Origin of the sequence: Saprospira grandis str. Lewin (assembly GCF_000250635.1) — a bacterium.
Taxonomy (GTDB): Bacteria; Bacteroidota; Bacteroidia; order Chitinophagales; family Saprospiraceae; genus Saprospira; species Saprospira grandis.
Window position 1 is genome coordinate 1238877 of the sequence record NC_016940.1, and the last position, 21774, is coordinate 1260650.

16 protein-coding genes are annotated in these 21774 nt (G+C 47.7%); 14 read left to right on the top strand and 2 right to left on the bottom strand.

The features are described 5' to 3' along the window. Positions 1-127 precede the first annotated feature (127 nt). The 12 genes from SGRA_RS05435 to SGRA_RS05490 all read left to right on the top strand — a co-directional run bounded on the left by SGRA_RS05435 (position 128) and on the right by SGRA_RS05490 (position 14189). A complete protein-coding gene (locus tag SGRA_RS05435) occupies positions 128-1528 on the top strand; it encodes a DASH family cryptochrome (RefSeq protein ID WP_015691601.1) in 1401 nt (466 codons plus the stop codon). Between the two features lie 377 nt (positions 1529-1905). Continuing rightward, complete coding sequence (locus SGRA_RS05440) at positions 1906-2901, top strand: AAA family ATPase (RefSeq protein ID WP_015691603.1); 996 nt, start codon at positions 1906-1908, stop codon at positions 2899-2901. A 2-nt stretch (positions 2902-2903) separates the two neighbouring features. Beyond that, the gene (locus SGRA_RS05445) at positions 2904-3782 is read left to right on the top strand and encodes a DUF58 domain-containing protein (protein WP_015691604.1); all 879 of its coding nucleotides are present in this window, start codon (positions 2904-2906) and stop codon (positions 3780-3782) included. A gap of 442 nt (positions 3783-4224) precedes the next feature. Next, on the top strand, positions 4225-5097 hold the full coding sequence (locus SGRA_RS05450) for a hypothetical protein (RefSeq protein WP_148268280.1): 873 nt from the start codon (positions 4225-4227) through the stop codon (positions 5095-5097). A gap of 14 nt (positions 5098-5111) precedes the next feature. After that, positions 5112-6113, top strand: a complete 1002-nt coding sequence (locus SGRA_RS05455; RefSeq protein ID WP_015691606.1) for a vWA domain-containing protein — start codon at positions 5112-5114, stop codon at positions 6111-6113. Between the two features lie 9 nt (positions 6114-6122). Beyond that, positions 6123-7133: a vWA domain-containing protein gene (locus SGRA_RS05460; RefSeq protein ID WP_015691607.1), complete on the top strand. Its 1011-nt coding sequence runs from the start codon at positions 6123-6125 to the stop codon at positions 7131-7133. 3 nt (positions 7134-7136) lie between these two features. Further along, entirely contained in the window at positions 7137-7754 is a 618-nt protein-coding gene (locus SGRA_RS05465) for a tetratricopeptide repeat protein (protein WP_015691608.1), read from the top strand. Positions 7755-7834: 80 nt separating this feature from the next. After that, positions 7835-8554 (top strand): BatD family protein, encoded by a 720-nt coding sequence (locus SGRA_RS05470; RefSeq protein WP_015691609.1) that lies wholly within the window; start codon positions 7835-7837, stop codon positions 8552-8554. Positions 8555-8741: 187 nt separating this feature from the next. After that, a complete protein-coding gene (locus SGRA_RS05475; protein ID WP_015691610.1) occupies positions 8742-10493 on the top strand; it encodes a BatD family protein in 1752 nt (583 codons plus the stop codon). Further along, positions 10493-11257, top strand: coding sequence for a hypothetical protein (locus SGRA_RS05480; RefSeq protein ID WP_015691611.1), 765 nt, complete (start codon positions 10493-10495; stop codon positions 11255-11257). The genes SGRA_RS05475 and SGRA_RS05480 overlap by 1 nt, the downstream gene beginning before the upstream one ends. Before the next feature lie 176 nt (positions 11258-11433). Further along, complete coding sequence (locus tag SGRA_RS05485; protein ID WP_015691612.1) at positions 11434-12162, top strand: DUF4197 domain-containing protein; 729 nt, start codon at positions 11434-11436, stop codon at positions 12160-12162. A gap of 125 nt (positions 12163-12287) precedes the next feature. Further along, positions 12288-14189 (top strand): T9SS type A sorting domain-containing protein, encoded by a 1902-nt coding sequence (locus SGRA_RS05490; protein WP_015691613.1) that lies wholly within the window; start codon positions 12288-12290, stop codon positions 14187-14189. 180 nt (positions 14190-14369) lie between these two features. Here the strand turns inward: SGRA_RS05490 and SGRA_RS05495 are convergent, their stop codons facing one another. Then, positions 14370-15815 carry an IS4 family transposase gene (locus SGRA_RS05495; protein ID WP_015691615.1) on the bottom strand — a complete coding sequence of 482 codons (1446 nt, stop codon included), beginning with the start codon at positions 15813-15815 and terminating at the stop codon, positions 14370-14372. A 170-nt stretch (positions 15816-15985) separates the two neighbouring features. Between SGRA_RS05495 and bshB1 the strand changes: the two genes are divergently transcribed. Then, entirely contained in the window at positions 15986-16702 is a 717-nt protein-coding gene (bshB1, locus tag SGRA_RS05500) for a bacillithiol biosynthesis deacetylase BshB1 (protein WP_015691616.1), read from the top strand. Positions 16703-16864: 162 nt separating this feature from the next. After that, the gene (locus SGRA_RS05505; protein ID WP_015691617.1) at positions 16865-19393 is read left to right on the top strand and encodes an SPFH domain-containing protein; all 2529 of its coding nucleotides are present in this window, start codon (positions 16865-16867) and stop codon (positions 19391-19393) included. Positions 19394-19639: 246 nt separating this feature from the next. Here the strand turns inward: SGRA_RS05505 and SGRA_RS05510 are convergent, their stop codons facing one another. After that, the gene (locus tag SGRA_RS05510) at positions 19640-21574 is read right to left on the bottom strand and encodes a S9 family peptidase (RefSeq protein WP_015691618.1); all 1935 of its coding nucleotides are present in this window, start codon (positions 21572-21574) and stop codon (positions 19640-19642) included. Positions 21575-21774 lie beyond the last annotated feature (200 nt).

Sequence of the window (21774 nt, forward strand, 5' to 3'; positions counted from 1 at the left end):
GAAGCGAGGGGCAGCCCCAAAAATAGCCCCTAATTTTTCAGAAAAACAGACTTCACACAAAAAAGCAATAAAAAACAAACCGAAAAGCTTAGATATTGTTAGCTTAACAGCTACAATTTTAAATCTTATGGATATGTCTGCTCTGCCCAAAAAAGCCAAAAGAGTTATTGCTTGGTTTCGCCTAGATTTGCGACTACACGATAATGAAATGCTCACCGAAGCAATTAAGGCCGGTGAGGAGGTCTACCCTGTCTATGTCTTTGATGAGCGGACCTTTGGCGGCAAGACGGAGTCTGGCTTTGCCAAAACTGGCCCCAGAAGATGCCAGTTTATTATTGAGGCGGTGGCCGACCTAAAGCAACAACTACAGGCCCTTGGCATCGACCTCCTTATCCGAAGAGGAAAGGCCGAGGAGGAGGTCTTTAAGCTGGCCCAAGAACTCAAAACGGGCTGGGTGTTTTGTAACCGAGAAAAAACTTATGAGGAGGAACTTCAGCAAAATCGTCTAGAAGAAAAACTCTGGTCTATTGGCCAAGAAATTCGCTTTTTTAGAGGGAAAATGCTCTACTATACTCAAGATCTGCCCTTCCCTATTGCCCATACCCCCGATATTTTTACGCAGTTTCGCAAGGAGGTGGAAAAACTAACGCCGGTCCGCGCCCCCCTGCCCAAACCCAAGGCTTTTAACCCTTGGAGCCACCGTTTGCCCCTAGGCGATTTACCCCAATTGAGCGATTTTGGCTGGGAAATGCCGCCCCAAGATGATCGGACCGTCCTGCAGTTTAAGGGCGGAGAAACAGAGGGACTCAAACGCCTACACTATTATCTCTGGGAGTCGGATTGTATTGCCAGTTATAAGGAAACGAGAAACGGCCTGCTGGGCGCCGATTATTCCTCTAAGTTTTCGCCCTGGCTGGCCCAAGGCTGCCTTTCGCCCAAACAGATTTATGACGAAATTAAACGCTACGAAAAAGAAAGAACAAAGAATAAATCCACTTATTGGCTCTATTTTGAACTGCTCTGGCGCGACTTTTTCCGCCTGATGGGCAAAAAATATGGCTCGCAGATTTTCTTGCCCACGGGCCTGCGGGGCAAAAAGAAAAAGAAGCTCTCTAATAATATGCAAGCCTTTGAAAGTTGGCTGCTAGGCAAAACCGGACAGCCCTTTATCGACGCCAATATGCGAGAACTGGCCCAAACGGGCTTTATGTCGAACCGAGGCCGCCAAAATGTAGCCAGCTACCTCATCAACGACCTAAAAGTGAATTGGCAACTGGGCGCAGAATACTTTGAATCGGTCCTGATTGATTATGATGTGACCAGCAATTGGGTCAATTGGCTCTATATCGCTGGCCTGGGCAATGACCCCCGAGAAGATCGCTATTTCAACCCCATCAGCCAAAGTAAACGCTATGATCCCGATGGCGAATATATTCGGCTTTGGCTGCCCGAATTAGCCGCCCTCGATAGCCGAGAAATTCATGAGGCCGATAGCCGAGCGTTTAGCCGAAAAAAACATCAACCCTAATGATTAGAGGTCCATTTTTGGACCTTTTTTCTTTTTTGGGGCTGCCCCGCCCTGCGGGCGGGTCGGGCTGTGTCGGGGCTCGCAGGTCTGCTCGGCCCTGTGCGGGCTTTGCCCGCTGGGTCTGCGGCTTCGCCGCCCCCCTTTCCATCCCTCAGCCGAGGCGCTCCGCGCCTCTCGCCCAAGCTTAGTCCTTAAGAAGAAATTAAAAGCGAAAAATAGGCTTAAACTCCTTTCAAAACGATTTAATTTTGGCCCAAGTTAGTAGAGCCTAAAAAAATGCCTATTTTAGGGCCCTTAAACACTAGAAAAATAAAGGTGGCCCAGGCTACCCTATATAATTAACATCCAACCCCTTAAGGGGTCAAAAAATAATACAGATGCAATCTTCGGCAGATATTCAAGCCCTGAACGAACGCATTTATGCAGAAAGCCAAGTCATCGAGCGCCTATTGGCCGAAACCTCTAAGGTGATTATTGGCCAAGAATACATGATTGAGCGCCTGCTAATGGGCCTGTTGACCAAAGGACACGTTCTTCTGGAAGGCTTGCCCGGTTTGGCCAAAACCCTAGCCATCAATACGCTCTCTAAGGCTATTGATGCGGAGTTTAAACGGATTCAATTTACCCCCGATTTGCTGCCCGCAGATATTTTGGGGACCATGATTTATAATCCCGCCAACAACAGCTTTTCGGTCCGTAAAGGCCCCATTTTCGCCAACTTTATTCTTGCAGATGAGATTAACCGTGCCCCCGCCAAGGTGCAATCGGCCCTGCTAGAGGCCATGCAAGAGCGACAGGTCACTATTGGCGAAAAAACCTATAAATTGCAAGAGCCCTTCTTGGTCCTCGCTACCCAAAACCCCATCGAGCAAGAAGGAACTTACCCCTTGCCCGAGGCCCAAACCGACCGCTTTATGCTCAAGGCCAAAATTGGCTATCCCAAAAAGAGCGAAGAACGCCAAATTATCCGCCTAAATATGAGCGGAGAGTTTAGCCAGGTCCAAAAAGTAGCCAGTATAGAGGATATTTTGCGCGCCCGCAAAACCGTTCGAGAGGTGTATATGGATGACCGTATCGAGCAGTATATTTTGGACCTCGTTTTTGCTAGCCGCTTCCCCAAAGAACACGGCCTCGCCCAACTAGAAGATCTCATTACTTATGGAGGCTCACCTCGGGCAAGTATCAACCTGGCCCTAGCCGCAAAAGCCCATGCCTATATGCGCCGCCGAGGCTATGTGATTCCAGAAGATGTGCAAGCTATTGCCCCCGATGTGCTCCGCCACCGTATTGGCCTAAGCTATGAGGCCCAAGCCGAAAATATTAGTCAAGAAGATATTATTGAGCAATTGCTCAATAGCGTAAAGGTCCCCTAAAGATGAGCCAGCAAGTTCGAGATTTAATCAAGAAAGTGCGCAAAATCGACTTAAGGACCAGAGGCCTCTCTGCCATGGCCTTTTCGGGCAGTTACAAAACCCATTTTAAGGGTAGAGGAATGTCCTTTAGCGAGCTGCGCAGCTACCAATATGGAGACGATATCCGAAACATTGATTGGAATGTGACGGCCCGTACAGGTACGCCCTACATTAAGGTTTTTGAGGAGGAACGAGAGCAGAATTTTATGCTTTTGGTGGATGTGAGTGCCTCCACCAATTTTGGCAGCCATGATGTCAATAAACGAGAGTTTATGGCCGAGCTGGGCGCCACTTTGGCCCTGGCCGCTATTCGCAACAACGATAAAGTGGGCGTCATCTTTTTTTCAGATAAAATTGAGCAGTATTTGCCGCCAAAAAAGGGGCGAAACCATGGTTTGCGCATCATTCGGGAGCTCCTGCAATGCCAGTCAGAAAGTCCGCATACAGACATAGACCAAGCCCTGCGCTACCTGACGGGCCTGATTCGCAAACGCTGCACCGCTTTTCTTTTATCCGACTTTTTGGACCCCAATTATGGCCGCTATCTCAAGGTGGCCGCTAGCCGCCACGATTTGGTCGGCCTACAGGTCTATGACCCCCGAGAGGTAGAATTGCCCAATTTGGGCCTTTTGCCTATCCGCGATGCCGAAACCGGCAGTTGGCGCTGGATAGACAGCGCTTCCGCTAGCGTTCGTCAGGCCTATAAAGCTCGTTTTGAGCAACAAACCGCCAGCTTTAAGGAGCAATTTGGAAAACTAGGGCTCGACTCCTTGAGTTTGTGCAGCGACCAGCCTTTTGTGGGCGCTTTGCGGCAGTTTTTCCAGGAACGTCCGGCCTTATAAATGATTAGAAACTACCATGATGCACCGCCTCCTTTTGTGGATTCCTTATATATTTTATTGTTTTTATTCTATGCTAAGTAGGATTTGGGGCCTCCTGCCTTCGGCAGGCGCTATGTTCGGCAGCTCGCAAGTCTGCTCGGCCCTGCGGCCCTACGGGCCTGGGTCTGCGGCTGCGCCGCACTGCCTACCAGCGCTAGGCCCTGCCCGCCCTCGGCCCAATAACGTCCTACAGGCGGCGATAGCCGCCGCAGGCCTAGGGATGGAAAGCGGTGGCCGAAGGCCAGACCGAGGCGGCTTTGCCGCCGAAGGGCCGAGCGAAGAGCGAGCCGCGACACAGCCCGCCGCCAAGGCCGCAGGCCTGCAGCGGAGGCCCCAACTCCTGCTGATTATCCTTACCTTTTTACTGCCTGTACTGGCTTCTGCCCAAGCCAATATTCAGTTTTTGGTGGATAGTACAGAGTTGTTGATTGGCGACCAATTGACGGCTCGGATGCGGCTAGAAAGTCGAGAAGATGTACTGGTCCGCCTGCCCAACCCTACGGTATATTGGGATGATGACTTAGTGGAAGTCATTCGACTTTCGGATCAATTGGAGGAGATTAGCCCTGATGGATTAAATAGTTTTGAGAAAAAGATCACTTTTACCTTTTGGGATACGGGCCATTATCAGCTGCCCGATTTGCCCATTTTGTATCAGAAAGATGGACAAATAGACAGTCTTTGGTTGAAAGTGCCCCTGATTCGGGTCAAGTTTCCGCCGGGCATTCGGGGCGATTCTAGTTATGTTGCACCGATTAAGGACATTATGGATGAGCCGCAGAATTTTATAGAAAAGCTGCTAGAATGGTTCTTCTTTTATCTGCCAATTGTTGCGGTAGTTTTTCTCATTTTGTTTGCTAGTGTCTTGGGCTTTTTGGCCTATTTGCTCTACAAAAAAGCGCAGGCTAGAAAAACCTACAAAACGCCTGAAGAGCGGGCACGTATAGCCCTAAAAAAGCTATTGGCCAAGGGCTATTTGGAGCGAGAAGAATGGGCAGAATTTCATACGGGCATCAGTTGGATTATCCGGAGTTATTTGCGGCTTCGTTTTAGAGTTCGGGCTTTAGAGGCCACCACTAATCAGCTATTAGATCGGCTAAATTATGAGCATCTAGAGCAGAGTTTACTCTTAGAATTGAGAGAAGTACTAGAAACTGCGGATTTGGTCAAATATGCCAAGGCTTCGCCTTTGGCGGCGGCCAATGATTTTTCCTTAAAATTTATCCATAAAATGTTGGAATATGTAGAGCGGCAGGAAGCCCTCCGCAATCGTTAAAATTAAGCAAAAGCATGTCAGGTCTTACATCTATTATATTTGCACAAGCTTGGGTCTTGCTTCTTTTGCCCTTACTGTCTTTATTTTGGTATTGGCGGAAGCGGAGAGCCTATTATCCTGACTTAGAGTTATCTTCTACGGCGGGTTTGGGCCCGGCTAAGAGTTGGCGAAGTCGTTTGCGGCCCATATTGCCTCGGTTGCAGCTCTTTGTTTTGGGGAGTTTGATTTTGGCCTTGGCTCGTCCGCAGAAAGTCTTGGTCAAGGAAAACATCAAGGCGGATGGCATTGACATTGTGGTGGCCTTAGATGTATCGAGTAGTATGTTGGCTCGGGACTTTAAGGAAGACCGTTTGGATGCTTCTAAGCGGGTGGTGCAGCGCTTTGTTGACCAGCGGCCCTACGATCGTTTGGGCTTGGTGCTCTTTGCGGGCCGCAGCTACACCCAATGTCCGCTAACGACCGATCATGGCATGCTCAAGCAGCTGATTAGTCGGGTAGAATGTGGCTTAATTGAAGAGGGGACGGCCATTGGGATGGGCTTGGCCAATGCGGTTCGGCGTTTACAAAAGAGCCAGGTCAAGAGCAAAGTAATCATCTTATTGACCGATGGAGTGAATAACTCGGGGAAGATTCCGCCTTTGGTGGCCGTAGAAGCCGCCAAAAAGCTGGGGATAAAGGTCTATACCATTGGAGTAGGGACCAGAGGGCGGGCCTTGGCGCCTATTTACCGCAAGGCCAATGGCAGCTTTGTATTTAGCCCCACCGAGGTAGAAATTGACGAAAAGCTTTTGCAGCAAATTGCAGAAAGCACCAGTGGGCTTTATTTTCGGGCCACAGATGAAAAAAGCCTAGAGAAAATTTACGCTCAGATTGACAAATTGGAGCGCTCTAAAATTGAGAAAGAGACCTTTATTCGTCATCGGGAACTGTACCAATACTTTCTCTTTTTCGCAGTGATTTTACTGTTCCTTCATCTTATTCTTCAACAAACGGTATTGCGTAGCATCGTCCAATAGTCTTTTATTATGCAGTTTGAATCACCCAGTTTGCTGGCCCTACTAGTCTGCATTCCCCTAATTATTATATTATTTATTAGGGCGCAGCGGCTCAATGCCCAAGTTAGAGCTCGTTTTGGCAGTTGGACAGCCTTTCAGCGGATGATCCCTACTTTTGCTCCTGGCCGCAACAAGCTCAAGTTTGTGCTTTCTGTGTTGGCCCTTTCGCTAATGATTTTGGCCTGGGCCAACCCGAGGATGGGCAGCCGCAGCCGCAAAGTAGAGCGGGCGGGAGTAGATGTTTATCTGGCCCTCGATTTATCTAGAAGTATGTGGGCCAAAGATGTGCAGCCTAGGGGTATGGACCGTTTGGAGAAGGCCCGTCTGTTTAGTTTGGATTTGCTGCAGGGTTTGGCCAACAATCGGGTGGGGCTTATCTTCTTTGCGGGAGAGGCTTTTTTGCAAATGCCGCTTACTTTGGACCATAGTTCGGCCCAGGTATTTCTTTATAATGGCTTGGAAGAAGTAGAACTCATGCAAGGCAGTATGCCAGAGAAAGTCTTGGAGCTGGTCCAAAAATCAGAAATACAGCCCGATGGCAAACAGCATCAAAAAGCGGTTATTTTTGTTAGTGATGGAGAAGAACACAACCCCAAAACCTTAGAAGCGGCCAAAGCCGCCCGCAAAAATGGCGTATTTAGTTATACCATTAGTGTGGGCTCTGGCCAAGGGGCCAAAATTCCTCTGCAAAGAGAAAATGAACTGGGTTTTCATAGAGATAAGCGAGGAGAAGAAGTAGTGACCGCTACCAACAAAAAGATGTTGGCCGAATTGGCCAAAGTAGGGGGCGGCCGAGCCTTTGATATTGACCAAGGGAAAAATATCTTGCCCGCCTTGCTCAAAGACTTTAAGAAATTGGAGCAACAAGAGTTTGATGAATTGCAATATGACGATTTTGACAGCTACTATCAGTATTTGTTGGCTCCTGCCCTACTCCTTCTCCTCTTTGAGTTTTTTCTGGCCTACCGCAAAAAATCATAAGCGATGAGAGTAATTATTTTTCTGCTTCTTGCGCTCCCTTTGGGGCTATTGGCCCAAGAATCTTCTCGGAAGAACTTGATTGAAGGCAATAAGCACTATCGGCTGGGCGAACAAGAAAAGGCAGGGCAAAGTTATAAGAAAGCCCTGCAAACCGATGAAAACAATAGCAAGGCCTGGTACAACCTAGGCAATGTCTTTTATCAGGCACAAAATTATGAAGAGGCAGAACAACACTATAAAGAAGCCCTTCAGAAAGCCGATAACCCCGAGCTAGAAGCCCGGGCCTACCACAACCTGGGGAACCTCTACGCCAAAGAGAAAAAACTCAAAGAGGCCGTAGAAGCCTATAAGAATGCCCTGCGCATTCGGCCCAAAGATGTGGAAACCAAACACAACCTGGCCCAGGTCCTCAGAACGATTAAGCAGCAGCAACCGCCGCCCCCTAAGCCCAAAGATGATAATAAAAAACAGGAGGAACAACAAGAACCGCCGCCCCCCGATGAAATGTCTAAGGATGAGGTAGAACGCATGATGGATATGATTGAGGAGGAAGACAAAGACACCCAAAAGAAGAAGAAAAAGCAACCTAAAAATCGCCAAAATCCAGAAAAAGACTGGTAAGCAAATTGTATTTATAATGAGCGGAAGGAAGCAGGGCTTCCTTCCACCTTCTATTCTTCATTTTTAAATTCAACTGCATTATGAAAACGCTTTTTAGTACTTTGATGGGACTCTTTTTTGTGCTTGGCCTAGGGGCCCAGTCGCCTACTATCTCTCTGGAAGTTCCTTATGATACCGTAGGGACCGAAGATGTTTTTCAATTGCACTACCATATTGAGCAGGGAGAGCAAGTAGAGTTCAAACAGCCCGATTTTGTCGACTTTGAGGTAGTGGGGACCGCTAGTAGCAGCCAAACCTCTATTATCAATGGCCAAAAGACCGCTAAGAAAACCTATAGCTTTAGCCTAAAGCCCCGCTATGCGGGCTATCTGGCCCTACCCTCCGCTACGGCCTATATTGATGGCCAGACTTATAGCAGCCCCAATGGGTCTGTCTTTGTGGTAGAAGGTCCACTAAGAGGCAACAGCAAAGGAAATATTTTTGGCAATTCTCCCTTTTCTAATGACTCGCCTTTTGGCCAAGGCTTTAATCTACAGCCCGATAATTTCAACTTTGATATGGAAGGCTTTGGCGATTTGAGCGATGGCCGCATGCAAGAACTAATGCAAAAACAAGAGGAACTCATGCGACGCTTGCAAAATCCCGATTCCCTGCTTAAACAACTAGAGCCACAACTTAGAAATATGGACCAAGAATTTGAGGAGCTTTTTCGCCAAATGGAAGACCAATTCCCTGGTTTGCTTGGACCAGATGCCCCCAAAAAGGAACAACCCAAAGAGCAAAAAACCTATCGGCTTTAAGGGAAGCAGCCAAGCGCAACTTGGCCTAGCGATGTGCAGCAGTGGCCCGCAGGGCCAGACCGAGCCGCTGAAAGCGGCGAAGGGCCGAGCGAACAGCGAGCTGCGAAACGTAGCGCCGACGACCGAAGGGAGGCGGAGGCCCCAAATAAATAGATAAGTCAACAACTACCAGATTAAAACTACCGTTTTGAAAAGCTACCAACTAAGTCTACTTCTCCTTAGTTTTTGGGCCATGAGCAGCAGCTTGTTGGCCCAAAAAATCGCTTTTGTAGCCGATTGCAACGCCTCTAAGGTGGTGCTAGGCAATGCCTTCAGACTCTCTTTTCGTTTAGAAAATGCCGAAATTAAGAAGATTCGATTTCCAGATTTTGAAGCCCAGGGCTTTCAAATTGTGGAGGGCCCCGTCAATGAGAGCCGATACACCAATATTAACGGCAACCGCTATACCTTTGAGGCCTATACCTTTAGTTTGGCCCCCAATGAAGAGGGCAACTATACGATTGGCCCCGCAGAAGTGACCACTTATGGCGGTAAGGTCCTGAAAACTATGCCCGTTAAGATCAAGTGCGTGGCGCCAAGTAGTAGCAATGTACAAAGCCTAAATGACCACAACCTGCCCCCAGAATTGGCGGGAAAAGTGCTTTTTCGCCTCGAATGTGAAAATCAGGAGGCCGTGGTGGGCGAACAAATCCGACTCAATTATAAGGTCTATACCCAAATAGATATTTCTAATATTGAGCTGGTCAAGGAACCCGAATTTCCTAAAATGTATAGCAAGGAATATCGCTTCTTTGACAAAGATCCTCGGGTGGAGGTCATCAATGGCCAACAATATGCCACGAAAATCATCTACTCTATGGGGGTTTTTCCAACCAAAAATGGCGAACTGAGCATCCCCCCCGCCGAAATCCTAATTAGTGTGGGCCGACAAGATCCCCGCAACCCTTTTGCTAGCCGCAACCTCAAACAATATCCCCTGCTCAGCCTGCCCAAAACAATTCCCGTTCGCTCGCTTTCTGGCCAAGATAAAGATTATACCGGGGCCGTGGGCGAATACGATATGGAGCTTTATCTGGAAAAAGATGAAATTACAACCGATGAAGCCCTAGAACTAGTGATGCGCATTCGGGGCCTAGGCGATATTAAACCCATCACGGCTCCACCCGTCCATTTTAAGGAGGGCAGCTTCAAGATTTTGGAGGTCGAACAAAAAGAAGATATCCGAGAAGGCGGCCGCGGCATTGGCGGCGAAAAAACCTTTATCTATAAAATTGACCCGCAAGAAGTGGGGAATTTGAGCTTGCAGCCCAGCTTTGTCTACTTTGATGTGCGCGACCGAAAATTGGTCCGCATAGATAGCAGTCTAGAGGTCAAGGTAAAACAAGGCAAACGCATCCTGAACCAAGAAGTAGCCGAAAAAGCCGTAGATAGCAGCCAAGTATTGAGCATGCAAGCGGCCCTAAAATCGGCAAGTTGGCGGCCAACACCCCAGCCATTTTTTGGAAGTTATCGCTTTTATCTGCTCAGTGTATTGCCCTTTTTGGCCTTTGGCGGATTCTATTTGCTCCTTTTGGGCCGAAAGAAAAGCCTAGCGCTCAAAGAAAAACAAGCCCTAAAAAATGCCCCTTATCGACATGCTCAGGAGCAGCTTAAGCTGGCCAAAACAGCCCTAAAAACAGATACTGTAGGCGATTTCTACCGGGCCATTGAAGAGGCCCTAAAAGGCTATATTGGCCTACAGATGAATATCCCTTTAGGCGAAAGGAGCAAAGAACGCCTACAAACGCTTTTGCCCGAAAAAGAAGCGCAGGAACTAGGCGAAATCCTTGAGCATTGCGAACAAGCCCTCTTTGCTGGCCAATCGCCCCATAAAACCATGGAAGAACAACTCAAACATAGCCAAAAGCTCATTAAACAACTCGAAAAACGCCTTGCCTAATGCTACGCCTTTTTAGCCTCATTTTGCTCCTTGCCGTAGCAGCCCCAAGCTGGGCCCAACTGCCCGACAGCTTGGCCAAACAGTTTGCTATTGGCTATGCCCATTATGAAAAAGGAGACTACGAAAAAGCCCTTTTGGCCTATCAAAAAGCAGCCTTGCCAGGCTATTGCTCTGCCGAATTGCAAAATAATTTGGGCCTGACCTACGAGAAATTAGGCCAATATGGCCCCGCTGTGCTCGCCTTTGAACGCGCCCTCTTTTGCCAGCCCCAATTTGGGCCAGCTCAAGCCAACCTTAAAGCCATTTCCGGCAAATTAAGCCGACCCAAAGCGCAAGAAAAATCCGGTTTTATCTTCCAAACTTGGGACAATATGGCCGCTGGCCTCGGGAGCCATTTCTGGGCCTATAGCTTCCTGTTTTTCCTCTTTTTGGCCGCCGGCAGCCTCGCCTACTACCTCTTTGTGCAACAGAAAAAAGGCAAAACTTGGCTGCTCATCCTACTTAGCCTGCTGCTGGCCTTCTTTAGTTTTATGCTCAGCCGCCGAGCCAATTATCTGCAATTTAACCGCCAATGGGCCGTCGTCATGAGCTCAGAAGCCGCCATCCTAGACCAACCCTCTATCCAAGGCAAAGAAGTAGAGCTGGTCGGCAGCGGAAATAAAGCCCTAATTCTAGAAGAAAAAGAAGATTGGTATTATGTTCGCTTGCCCAATGCCGTACAAGGCTGGATATCGGCCAAATTACTAGAAAAAGTACGCTCCTAATTTGGGGCCTCCGCAGCAAAGCTGCGGCGCTACGTTTCGGGGCTCGCTGTTCGCTCGGCCCTGCGGCAGCAAAGCTGCCTGGGTCTGGCCTGCGGCCACCCCTACACATCGCTAGGCCTGCGGCGCTCCGCGCCTGCATAACGCAAAATATAAGACCTCTTAAAATACTTATCATCATGAAAAATATCTTTTCTCTAAGCCTCATGGCTGTCCTCATTCTCTTTAGCTTTAGTAGCTGCGATAGCCTACAATCTGCCCTAGATGAGGCCTCAAAACTCAATGGCGGAACCGCCGCCCTTACCCAAGCCCAAATTGGCGAAGGACTCAAGCAAGCCCTTAAGCAAGGGGCCAGCAAAGGAGCCAGCCAACTGGCCGCCCGCGACGGATTTTTTAAAAATCCTTCGGTCAAAATCCTCTTTCCCGATGAGGCCAAACAAGTAGAAAGCCGCCTCCGTGCCCTAGGCGCTGGCAACCTAGTCGATGATGCCATCGAAAAACTAAACCGCTCGGCAGAAGATGCCTCCAAATCAGCTAAAGACATTTTTGTTAAGGCGATTACCCAAATGACCATCCAAGATGCTACGAATATCCTGATGGGCGACAAAGATGCTTGTACTAGTTACCTCAAAAAAACCACCTCCACCCAATTGTACCAAAGCTTTCAGCCTGTGATCAAAAATTCATTGAATAAAACAGGCGCCCTAAACGCCTGGAACAATGTAATGACTCGCTACAATAAAATTCCACTGGTCCAAAAAGTGAACCCCGATCTAGATGATCATGTCACCAATAAAGCCATGGAAGGCCTATTCAAAATGGTCGAAAAAGAAGAGGCAAATATTCGCGCCAATCCTGTATCTCGGGCTACCGACCTTATGAAAAAAGTCTTTGCCAAACAAGATTAGTAGCCTTTTTAAGCCCTACTTACGTTAGTAAAAAGAGAAGTCAGTTGATCCTCAACTGACTTCTTTTTTGTTACTTTTGAGCCCCTCGGAGCAAAATGCTCTAGCCTAGCCTAAAAATAGAATTTATGTTTTATCGCACGCTTTTATACCTTTTGATCTGCTGCCTAAGCAGCCCCGCACTCTTTGCCCAAGGAGTACAGCTGGTTCCACTAGAAGAAAATTTGGCCCTCAAAAAAAGAAGCCAACTCAAAAATAATCAGGTCTGCCCCAACCTCCAATTGAGCCTCCCCTTCTTCGAGGATTTTGCCAATAACCCCAATGGCATTTACCCCGATTGTAGCCGCTGGCAAGATAATCACGCTTATATCAATGAGCAATTTGGCTATTTGCCCCCCAGCTTAGGAGTCGCCACCCTAGACGGTTTGGACCAAACTGGCGCTCCCTATGATGCCAATGCTAGCGTCTCTATCCCTGAAGCCGCCGATACCCTTACTTCTCAAACTATAGACCTAGACAACCGCAACCTAAGCGACCAAATTGTCTTGAGCTACTTCTATCAGCCCCAAGGCTGGGGCGACCGCCCCGAAGAAGGCGACTCCCTGCTACTGGAGTTTTTGGACCAAAACGGCAACTGGCAAGCCGTCCGCGCTCATGCTGGGGTGCCTAGCTCCGTCTCTACTACCGACCTCATTGACTTTGAAGAGGAGCTGGTGGTCCTAGATACCCAATTCCTACATGCTAATTTTCAATTCAGATTTAGAAATTTAGCCACTATTACCGGAAGTAATGACCACTGGAACCTCGATTATATTTATCTAGATGCCAACCGCGATACCAGCCAAGCTAGCAATTATGCCGATGTGAGCTTTCGTATGCGACCAAAATCTCCTCTGGCCCCCTATACCGCAGTGCCTTGGCGCCATTTTGATAATACCCTTTGGTCCGACTCTATTGTGATGCAGTGCTTTAATCATAATGGCCTATCGGGTACCCTAGACCGCAGATACCAAGTTTATGATAGCGCACAAACGAGCTTTTTGTTACTCAATAGCCAAGTGCCCGCTACCACCTATGCCCCTAGCCCCAATGCAGACGATGACTATCGAGACCTTAGCCTAAATGCTTTTTCTCCCTTTTTGCCTAGCCAAACTACAGAGCTCATCAGCCGCTATATTATTGAAAACCCTAGCGATTTTCAATCTGCAGCCCGCTATCAGGCCAATGATACCGCCTACCTAAAAACCCAACTCTCCAACTATTTTGCTTATGATGATGCCTCGGCAGAAATGCGCATTATTGTCCAGGGAATTGGAACCCAACTGGCCGTAGCTTTTCAGGCCCAAGTAGATGATACCCTCAGAGGCATCTATTTTCATTTGCCCTATTTTACTAACCGAGATGCAGAACTCGACTTTATCAATGTTAAGGTTTGGGAAGACTCTGCGGGCGTCCCTGGCCAAGAACTATTTTCTAAGGATATTTATAAATTGCGTTATGTAGAGGGCTTTAATGGCTTTCATTATATGCCCCTCAGTGATTTTGCCGATAGCCTAACGCCTATCGCCCTGGCCGCCGGTAGCCGCTTTCATATTGGCTGGCAACAAGCTTCTAGTACGCCAGTTCCAGTAGGTTTTGACCGAAATAACAGCGATGCCGAAGCCTTTACTCATGTCAAAGTAGGAGGAAATGCTTGGCAGGATCTGGCCCTAGGCGGCGCCGTGATGATTCGGCCCGTACTTAGCCCCTCTGCTAATCCAGTGATTGTGTCTAGTACAACAACATTGGCCCCAAAAACAACATTAGACTGGAAGGTATTCCCCAACCCACTAGCAGACGTTTTAATAATAGAAGGACTAGAAGAACGACCCCAGGCAGAGCTCCAACTCTATAATAGTTTGGGCCAATTGGTGGCCCAAAGTCCCGCCCAAAGCCGCTGGACCCTTCCTCAACTTCCCAGCGGTATTTATTACCTTTCGGTTTGGGAGAATGGCCAATGCCTAGGTAGTAAAAAGCTATTACAACCCTAAGCCCCATTTGCTGTTAAAGCGCTTGGGGGCGGCTTGGCCGCCTTGGCCGAAGGCCAAATGGCCCAGCGCTGCGGCGGGGTGGCCGAAGGCCAGACCAAAGGCGAAACGAAGTGGAGCCTGAAGGGCCGAGCAGAACTGCGAGCCCCAAAGCCTTGGGTTGACCCACTTTTTATAGCGGTGTCAATTTAGGGATCGATATCCATCATACATAAATATGAATCTCTCTAACCCTAGTCCTATTTTCTTGACGGATACGGCATGCCTAGTTTTCTTCACTGCGCCATTAAATTCGCCCAACCTTGCTATGATCCAATAGGCCCAAGCTATTGATTTAGAGGTAAATGGGTTACGCAAAGAAGGGCTTTGGCTTTCGCCTTTTAGATATTGTTTAAATATAAGATCTAAGACTTCTACTTCATCTTCTGTGAAAATAGAGGTTGCTGGAGTCTCATTATCTTGGTTAAGTCCAGCTTCTTTAAGCTTAAGGACCTTGTCAGATGCACTGATTGCCATAAGTATCATTTTGCGGATAGCTTTACCTGTTTTTAAACATATGTTTTCAATATCAAAGCCATCTGATTTTAAATATTTAAAGTATGTTTCAATTAACCACCTCTTGCGGTAGCAAAGAACAAGCTCTAAGAGCTCTTCTTCGCTGTTGATTTCTTCATTTGTGAGTAAGCGCCAACTGATGGTTTCATCATCATGATCTTTTTTTGTTCGGCTTCTTTTTCTAGCGGCAGATTTTGAAAAACCTTTGCCCTTTTCAAAGACCTCAATAACATTGATTGTCATTGGTTTAGGCCTTGGTTCGCCAAGAACATACTTACAAGATTTGGGAACGGCAAAAGTCACTTTTTTAGATCGAATAACTAGCTTCTTCCCGTTAAGTTTTTTACGGCTACTCTTGACCGTTTCTGTCGTCTCAAAGTCTGCTGGATAATGTTCAAAGACATCACATAATGGAATCTTTTTGCCATCCTCCCAAATCGTTGCTCGTCTATCTGTTCGAGACCGAATCAAGAACTTAATATGCTGTCTGAAAAAACTTTCCATCATAGGATAAACATCTCCTTCTCGATCACAAACATGTAAAATATCAATTAGGTCGTTAATTATTTTTAACGCAGATTCTGTCTCTTCTACATTTATTTTCCACCTCGTAATTTCACCTCTAAAATGACCCGTATTTCTATTTTCAGCCTCCTTACAAGTTACTCTATTTTTATATCGATTATAAAGCTGAATACCTCCTAAGCCATGATAATGAAAGCTTTCTCGACCATATAGTAGAGCCATGTGAAGAAATACAGACAAATTTGTTTCCCGACCTCCAGGGCCTAAACCCTCTTTGTCGGTTAGTCTATTTCTTTGCTTGTTCAGTACAACTTCAGAGGTGTCGTGAAAGGCCAGAAGCTTTTCTTCAACCACCTTCATAGACTCCCTACTTTTGCCAATAAACTCAAATTGAATGTATTCCTCAGTAAGATTTTTGTTTGATAACAACCTCATGAAAGCCTTACGGTCTGCATCAGTTTTTGCTACATTTGTTAAATGTGGGTTAGGATTATTTTTTAGACTCTCTACTAATCTATAACATACTCTTACTGATTGCTTATTTAACATAAATGAAGATACCTTTGTACTGTCCATATAAATCTTGATTTAGAGCTAAGTTAAGCTTATTTTTAAAAGTGGGTCAACCCAAGCCCCAAAGCATAGCGGCGGCCGCCCTACTATAAAGGGCGGCCGCGGGCCCCAAAACACCCTAAAAAGAACTACATAAAACATCTAAAATGAAAGTTGATATTCTTGCCATTGGCGCACATCCCGACGATATTGAAATTTCTTGCTCCGGCACCCTTTTGCACCATATTTCATTGGGGCATAAAGTAGGGCTGTTGGACCTCACCGCTGGAGAACTGGGCAGCCGAGGCAGCGCCGAAATTCGCCTGCAAGAAGCTCATGCCGCCTCTCAACTCATGGGGGCCAGCTTTAGAGCCAACCTAGGCTTTGCCGACGGATTTTTTGAGCACAACCAAAGCAATATTCTGGAAATTGTGCAAATGATCCGATTGACCCAGCCCCGAATCGTTTTGGCCAACTCTATCCATGACCGCCACCCCGACCATGGCCGGGCCGCTAAACTCATTGCCGATGCCTGCTTTTATGCGGGTTTGCGTCGAATTGAGACCGAATGGGAAGGCCAAGCACAAAAGGCCTGGCGACCAGAAGTCGTCTACCACTACATCCAAGATTATAACCTAAAACCCGATTTTGTCTTTGATATTAGCCCCTATATGGACAAAAAAATGGAGCTGATTCAAGCCTTTAAATCACAGTTCTACGACCCCAATTCTAGCGAACCCCAAACGCCCATTTCTTCCGCAGAATTTTTGGAGTTCGTCCGAGCAAAAAATGCCACCTACGGCCGGCCCGCTGGCTTCCATTATGCCGAAGCCTTTACCGTAAACCGCAGCATTGGAGTAGATAATCTGTTCTCCATTAAATAGCTTTTAAGCGAGCAAAAGCCGCAAGCCTCATCCGCTTGCGGCTTTTTTTTTATTTTTTTTCTTGGCCTTGGAACTTATCCAAAGAGCTTAGAGTTCTGCTGCTGTCTACACTTAGTTTAGATATTAAACTAAGTCCATGTTTAACCTCAAAATCTTTTTATTATGGGAGACAGCCGCGAACGCGATTTAGTCCTCGCCCCCAACGAGTACGCCTTTATTTCTGACCAAACCAAGGGGAATGTAATTACTTATGTAGGGCCTTATAAAACCAGTATGGCCAATACAGACAAGCCCGTTTTTTTTAATAAAAAGACGAAAGCCTTTGACATTTGCGATTTGGATGGTTCGATTCAGACCTTTTGCACGGCCCCAGAAGGCTGGTATATTATCCTGAAAAACCCTGCAATTGATAATAAACCGCCCCAGATTGGGACCTCTAACCAGCTTTCTTCTTTGCAGATTGGGCGCAAGGTCAATTTACCTGGTCCCAACTTTTTTGCGCTTTGGCCCGGCCAAATGGCCGAAGTTTTAGAGGGCCATCATCTGCGCTCCAATGAGTATTTGCTGGTCCGTGTGTATGAAGAGGAACAAGCCCGCGCCAATTGGGATAATGCCGTAATTACGCCTCAACACACCCAGCCCGAAGGCCTAGAAGAAGAGCAAGCAGCCAATGATAGCATTGATGCCAACCGCCTCAGCATGGGCCAATTGCATGTGATCAAAGGGACCAATGTTTCTTTTTATATTCCTCCCACTGGGATTGAAGTGCTCCGAGACAAAAAGGGAAATTATGTCCGCTCTGCCGTCACTTTGGAGCGCCTAGAGTATTGTATTCTGCTCGACGAAGATGGCAATAAACGCTATATCCAAGGACCCGATGTGGTCTTTCCTCGCCCTACCGAACGCTTTATTGAGAAAAACGGCAGTCGAAAATTTAAGGCGATAGAACTAGATGAAAATAGCGGGATTTATGTCAAAATCATTGCTCCCTATACCGAAAATGGCCAAAGCTATAAGGTGGGCGACGAGCTCTTTATTACGGGCCGAGAACAAATGATTTATTTCCCCCGCCCAGAGCAAGCCCTGATCAAATATGGGGAACAGGAAATCTATCAGGCGGTGGCCATCCCCCCCGGCGAGGGCCGCTATGTATTGAACAGAAAGAGCGGAAAAATCAGCCTGCAAAAAGGGCCTTCCATGTTTTTAGCCGACCCCAGAGAGGAGATGATTTTGCGCCGTATCCTTAGCCCCAAACAGGTCGAACTTTGGTTCCCTGGCAATCAAGAGGCCCTGCAATATAACCTCCAACTGCAAGAGCTCTCTAAACAACAGCAGGCCCGCCTGCGCAAAGCCTCTAAAAAGCGGAACAAACTCAATTTGCCGCCCATGGCCCAACAACAACAGGCCCTAATTGATATGGATTTCTCGGAGGAAAATGAAGATGGCGAAAGCGTCTATGAAGGCATCGTCAGCAATTCTTTTTCTAGAAGCCGACAACCCCAAAATAATAATAGCTTGGTCCTCGATAGTAAGTATGAAGGGGCCGTTACTATTGATGCCTGGACCGGCTATGCCGTTTTGGTCACTAGCAAATTAGGCGACCGCAAAGTGGTGGTGGGCCCAAGTACTTACCTACTCGATTACGATGAGGTCCTACAGGGCATCGAGCTCTCTACAGGCACCCCAAAATCTGATGCAAAGCTAATGAGAACGGTCTATCTCCGCATTCTCAATAATAAGGTCTCTGATTTGGTGCGAGTAGAAACTGCCGACTTCTGCGAGCTGGATATCCACCTCTCTTATCGAGTCAATTTTACGGGAGATCCCGAAAAATGGTTTAATGTGGAGAATTATGTCAAGTTCCTCACCGACCACCTCCGCTCGGTCCTCCGAAATGCCATTAAGCAGTATAATTTGGCCGATTTTTATGCCGAAGGGATTGCCGAATTGCGCAATATCGTCTTAGGTAGCCGCCCCGAAGGCGAGGAGCAGGATAGCCGCCGCCCCGGCCGACTATTTACCGAAAATGGTATGCACATTTATGAGCTGGAGGTCCTCGATATCGAAATTCTTGATGAGGAAATCCAAGAGCTGCTTTTTGCTAGCAAGCACCAAGATATTCGCAGCCAGCTAGAGCTAGAGAATAAGCGAAAGGAGTTGCTCTATAGCCAAGAAGCAGAAGAAATGGCCCAGAAAATTGCCGCTAGCCGCTCTAAAACGAAGCAGTTTGCCCTAGAGCTCCAAGAGGCCGAAGAAAAACAGGCCCAAATGCTCAAGTTGGCGAGCCAAGCGGCCCGCATTGACCTAGAACGCCAAGAACTTACGGCCCAAATGGAGATGCAAGAAAAGGCCCTCAACATTGCCCGACTACAGCGCCAAGATGAGGAAGAAGCCGGCTTGCTCCAACTCGAACTCAAGAAGGGCGCCCTAGAACAACGCCTCAAAGAATTGGAAGGCGAAGTGCAGGCAGTGGTCCAAAAAGCCGAGGCCGTTAGCCCCGATCTGATCGCAGCCCTACAAGCCTTTGGCGACAAAGCCCTGGCCGAAAAAATGGCCGAAAGTATGGCCCCGCTCTCTATTATCGGCGGCAAAAGTATTGTCGAGGTCTTTGGCAATCTGCTGGCCGGCAGCCCCCTCTCCTATCTGCTGGATAAAAAAGGAGAAACTCAGGATCCCGGTTTAGAGGAGTAGGTTTTGGGGCCTCCCGCCTTCGGCGGGCGCTACGTTTCGCAGCTCGCAGGTCTGCTCGGCCCATCGCCAGCAAGCTGGCTCGGTCTGGCCTTCGGCCACCCCTCCACATCGCTAGGCCAGTTCTGCGGCCCAAGGCCGCAGTTGGGCCGAGCCAGCTAGGCAAAACCCTTTTACTGGCCCTAGCATAAGTAAAGCGCCCCGCTGCCAATGGCAGCGGGGCGCTCTTTTTGGCCCAAAAGCTAGGCCTTAATCCTTGGCTAAATGCTTGGCCAAAAAGCTTTGCATTCGGCCATAAAACTCAAAGCGGTTTTCCTCATTTCGGAAGCCGTGGCCCTCGTTTTCCTTAAGGATGTACTCTACCTCTACTCCTCTTGCCTGCAAGGCCGCCACCATTTGGTCCGATTCCGCCTGATTGACCCGAGGATCTTTGGCCCCCTGCGCAATCAATAAGGGCGCCTTGATTTTATCCACATGAAAAACAGGAGATGTCGCCCGCATCCGAATACTGTCGGCCTCATTGCTAGGGTCACCTACCATTTCATGTAGCATTTTGCGGTAGGGCTCCCAATAGGGCGGAATAGTCTCCATAAATGTAAAGAGGTTAGACACCCCCACATAATCTATAGCACAGGCATATTTGTCGGGACTAAACGTGACCCCCGCCAAGCTACAATAGCCCCCATAACTTCCGCCATAAATGGCCACTCGATCGGGGTCGGCAATGCCTTCTCGAATCAACCAATCTACTCCATCACTGACATCATCTTGCATTTTGAGGCCCCACTCCTTAAAAGAAGCTTCCCAGAATTTGCGGCCATAGCCCGTACTTCCTCTAAAATTGACCTGCAAAACGGCATAGCCTCTATTGGCCAAAAACTGCACTTCTGGGTTAAAGGTCCAGACATCTCTGGCCCAAGGCCCACCATGTGGATTAACCACCACAGGCAAGTTTTTTGGCGCTTTGCCCTTGGGCAAGCTAAGGTAACCATGAATCTGCCAGCCATCTCGGCTGCGGTAGCTAATCGGCTGCATTTCTGCCAATTGGTTGGCGGGTAGCCAGGGACTCACCTCCGCTATTTTGCGCAACTCCTTTTGGTCCAAATCATAGAAATAATAGGCCCCCAAAGAACGATCGCTATAGGTGCGGACAATAAACTTGTTTTCTTCCTCATTGGTGCTGCTCAATACAATCTCCAAATCGGGCAAAAGACTTTCTAAATGCTTATAAATAGCCGCCACCTGAGGGTCCAGAAAATGATACTCTCGCTTCCAACTAATATAGGAAATGGTGCTAAGGGCCTTGCGCTTACGCGAATAAGACATATAAGAAACATTGACCTCGGGATGCTCAAAGATGAGCTGCGTCTCCTTGGCCGTTTTTAGATCAAACTTGACCACTGCCGTTTTATCTCGGCCCAAATCAGAAAGGGCGTAGATTTCCTCCTTGCCTTCAAAATCAAAGTAAAGCGGGTAGAGCGTTTCCTTAAATGACGTACTGAGGACCAAACGGAAACTATCTTGTTCACTCTTCCGATAGAGCAAACTACTATTTACCCCATCAGTAGCAATAGCGAGGCGGAGCCGCCCCTGATGGTCCGTTTTCCAACTCGTGATATTTCCTGGGTTTTCGGCCAAGAGTTCTAGCTCTGCCGTTTGGATATTGAGGCGGTAGGGGTCAAAGACTTGGGGGTTGCGTTTATTCATCCCAATAATGAGATGTTGTTCATCGCTGCGGAGGTCATCAATAATTTCTACCCGAACATTATCGAAGGGCGTAAGGTCTACTTCCTCTTGGCCCGCTCGGTCTACCGAAAAGAGATGAAAGTTTTCATCTCCGCCTTGGTCCCGCACATAGACCAAGCGCTCATTATTGGCCCAAAAGAAGCCAGAAAGATCACGGTCGGTCACCTTGGTGAGGCGCAAAGGAGCTTGCTCCTGAGCCACATCTTGGACAAAGATGTTTTTGCGGTTTTCATAAGGGGCCAAATAGGCCATATACTCCCCATTTGGAGATAACTTATAGGCACTACTAGCGGGATTTCGGAAAAAGTCTTCTAAGGGAATTAAGTTCTCGTTCTTTTGCATATCAACTTCCTTTTCGGGGGCTGGATTTTTAAATAGGCAACTACTGCCGAGCAGGAGCAGCAGTAGGCTAAGTATTTTAATTGAATAGCTATTCATTGGTCTTCATTGAGTAAAGCAGTTAGTTTTGCGAGGCTTAGCTATTCTAATGTAGACTTTAGTATTGGTATATTGCAGTTCTTTAGACTAAAAAAAGATTTCTCTAGACTTAAGCCCGCTCTTTTTTGGTCCATTTTGCGGTGGACAGGCGGCGAAGCCGCCGCAAAGGAGCGCAGCGACGCGGCTGAGGGATGGATAGC